This is a genomic window from Spirillospora sp. NPDC049652, assembly GCF_040675125.1.
GTDB lineage: Bacteria > Actinomycetota > Actinomycetes > Streptosporangiales > Streptosporangiaceae > Spirillospora.
The window spans coordinates 1-2,571 of sequence record NZ_JBFAOF010000982.1 but is presented as its reverse complement, the minus strand read 5'-3'; the positions used below and the strand labels follow the sequence as shown (position 1 = coordinate 2,571).

At 75.6% G+C, this 2,571-nt stretch carries 3 protein-coding genes; 1 reads left to right on the top strand and 2 read right to left on the bottom strand.

Annotated elements, in window-relative coordinates; all coding sequences use genetic code 11:
* Positions 1 to 1,377: NAD(P)/FAD-dependent oxidoreductase (locus AB0J52_RS35760; protein ID WP_500187351.1), on the bottom strand; the 1,377-nt coding region annotated here is incomplete at its 3' end.
* A gap of 26 nt (positions 1,378 to 1,403) precedes the next feature.
* Positions 1,404 to 1,991 (bottom strand): GNAT family N-acetyltransferase, encoded by a 588-nt coding sequence (locus AB0J52_RS35755; RefSeq protein ID WP_500187350.1) that lies wholly within the window; start codon positions 1,989 to 1,991, stop codon positions 1,404 to 1,406.
* Positions 1,992 to 2,195: 204 nt separating this feature from the next.
* Here AB0J52_RS35755 and AB0J52_RS35750 point away from each other — a divergent pair.
* Positions 2,196 to 2,571: ACT domain-containing protein (locus tag AB0J52_RS35750; RefSeq protein WP_500187349.1), on the top strand; the 376-nt coding region annotated here is incomplete at its 3' end.

The following is a 2,571-nucleotide window of genomic DNA, read 5'->3' as shown; positions in this document are numbered from 1 at the left end:
CGACTGGACGCCGAGCCAGCGCAGCGGCTCGGGCTCCCAGCGCCGCACCCGCCAGCCCACCCAGGGCAGTGCGGTCAGCTCGGTGTCGCGGCGCAGGACCAGGTCGCGCAGGGTGCGTCCGGCCAGGTTGGTGGTCGCGACGCCGTGCCCGGTGTAGCCGCCCGCGTGGCCGAGGCCGGTGCGGTGGTCGAGGACGGCGGTGGAGCACCAGTCGCGCGGGACGCCGAGGACGCCCGACCAGGCGTGGTCGACGCTCGCCTCGCCCGCGACGGCGGGGAACATCCCGGTCAGCATCTCCCAGAGCAGGTCGGCGGTCTCGGGACTTGTCGCGCCCGCGTCGTCGATCCCGGAGCCGTAGCGGTAGGGCCGGCCGCGTCCGCCGAACGCGATGCGGCCGTCCGCGGTGCGCTGCGCGTACATGTAGTAGTGCGCCATGTCGCCCAGCACCTCGCCGTGCCGCCAGCCGATCGCGTCCCACACCGCGTCCGGCAGCGGCGTCGTGACGATCATGGAGCTGTTCATCGGCAGCCAGTCGCGGCGGTGCCCGGCCAGCCGCGCGGTGAAGCCCTCGGTCGCGCGGATCACGTGCTCGGCCGTGACCGTCCCGTGCGGGGTGACGGCGGCGGCCGGACGGCCGTCGCGGCGGGGCACGACGCGCAGCACCGGCGTGTTCTCGAAGACCTCCACGCCGAGCGCCCGGACGGTCGCGGCGAGGCCGCGCGCGAGCCGGGCGGGCTGGACGCGGGCGCAGTGCGGGGAGAACGACGCGGCCCGCTGGCCCGCGACGCCGATGCGCTCGGCCGCCTCGCACCCGGACAGCAGCACGATGTCCTCGCGCGACCAGCCCCAGGCGCGGTTCTCGGCCACGGTCGCGCGCAGCCGGGCCTCCTGCGCGGCGTTTCGCGCGGTGTTGAGGACGCCGCCCTTCACCAGGTCGGCGTCGATGCCCTCCTCCTTCGCCACGCGCAGAATCTCGTCCACGGTCGCGAACATCGCGCGCTGGAGCGCGACGGCCGCCTCGCGTCCGTGGCGGCGGGCGTACCGTTCGCGCGAGCCCGCGATCTCGCCCACGACCCAGCCGCCGTTCCGGCCGGACGCGCCGAACCCGGCGAACTCCTTCTCCAGCACGACGATCCGCAGGTCGGGCTGGGCCTTCTTGAGGTAGTAGGCCGTCCAGAGGCCGGTGTAGCCGGCGCCGACGAGGCAGACGTCGGCGGCACGCGCACCGGGCAGGGGATCGCCGGGCTCGGGGAGGCCGGGCTCGCGGTACCAGTGGGAGACCGCGCCGTCCCCGAACGCGGCGGAGCGCGGGGCGGGCGAGCGTGGAGCAGAGGCGGCGGAGCGAGGGGCGGGGGCCGCGCCGGACGCAGGTGACATGCGCCAATACTGCTGTATTCGACGCTCTAAAGCATCTCTGGCGACGGATCCTGTTGTCTCCTGGCCAGTCCGTGACGCGTTCCGATCCACTGGGTGCGGTCGATCGCGTAGATCGCCGTCCCGCCGGGCCCCATCCCCTGGTGCCGCATCCCGAGCTGCTGCGCGACCGCGAGGGACGAGGCGTTCGCCATGTCGATCTCGGCGGTGACCCGGCGCAGCCCCGCCGCCGTGAACGCGTGCCGCAGCACCGCCAGCCCCGCCTCGGCGGCCAGCCCCTGGCCCCAGCGGTCCGGTTGCAGGCTGTAGACCATCTCGACGTCGCCCACCGCGTCGGGGCCGCAGAGCCCGGCCACCCCGAGCAGCGCGCGGTCGGCCGGCTCCGTCCCGCCGAACCGGCGCGGCGCCGGGCGCAGCGCCCACAGGCCGTAGCCGGCGGCGGCGAAGTCCCGCCGGCTGGCGGCGATGATCTCGGTGACCTGCTCGGCGGAGACCCGGCGGTCGCCGAACAGGTGCCGGCGGACGAGCGGACCCGTCCAGTGCGCCAGCAGCGCCGCGTGGTCGCCCATGCCCACCGGGCGCAGCGCCAGCCGCCCGGTGCGCAGCTCCTCTCTCACCGCCCCGCGCGGCGGAAAGCTCCGCCGGGAGCGGACAGGACGCAGATCACTTACGGAACGCTAAGCGCTCGCCCGGGCCCGCTCAAGACCGGAGGCGAAGGTGAAACTCTCACCTCACGCGGGTGTAGCGGTTCCGTAACACCGGCGGGCGACAGTGGCGGCAGCACACCCGAGCACGCCCCGAGCACACCCGGGGAACACCCCGTGCACACCCCACCGGACCTCCGGAAGGACCAGGTCATGCCGCTGCTGCGCATCCGCACCGAGATCGAGGACCGCCCCGGCCGGCTCGCCGCCCTGACGGCGGCGCTGGCCGCGCGCGGCGCGAACATCCTCGGCCTGACCGTCCAGCTCGGCCCCGAGGGCGTGGTGGACGAGTTCGTCGTGGACGTCCCGTCCGGCGGGGCGGGACCGGACGAACTCGCCGGCGCGGCGGCCTCGGCGGGAGGAGTGCGCACGGCCGTCGTCCCCGCGCGCCCGCGTGAGCTCGTGGACGAACCGACCCGCGCGCTCGCCCTCGCCACCCGCGCGCGCGTCGAACCCCACGCGTTGCCCGAGATCCTGGCCGACCTCGTGCGCG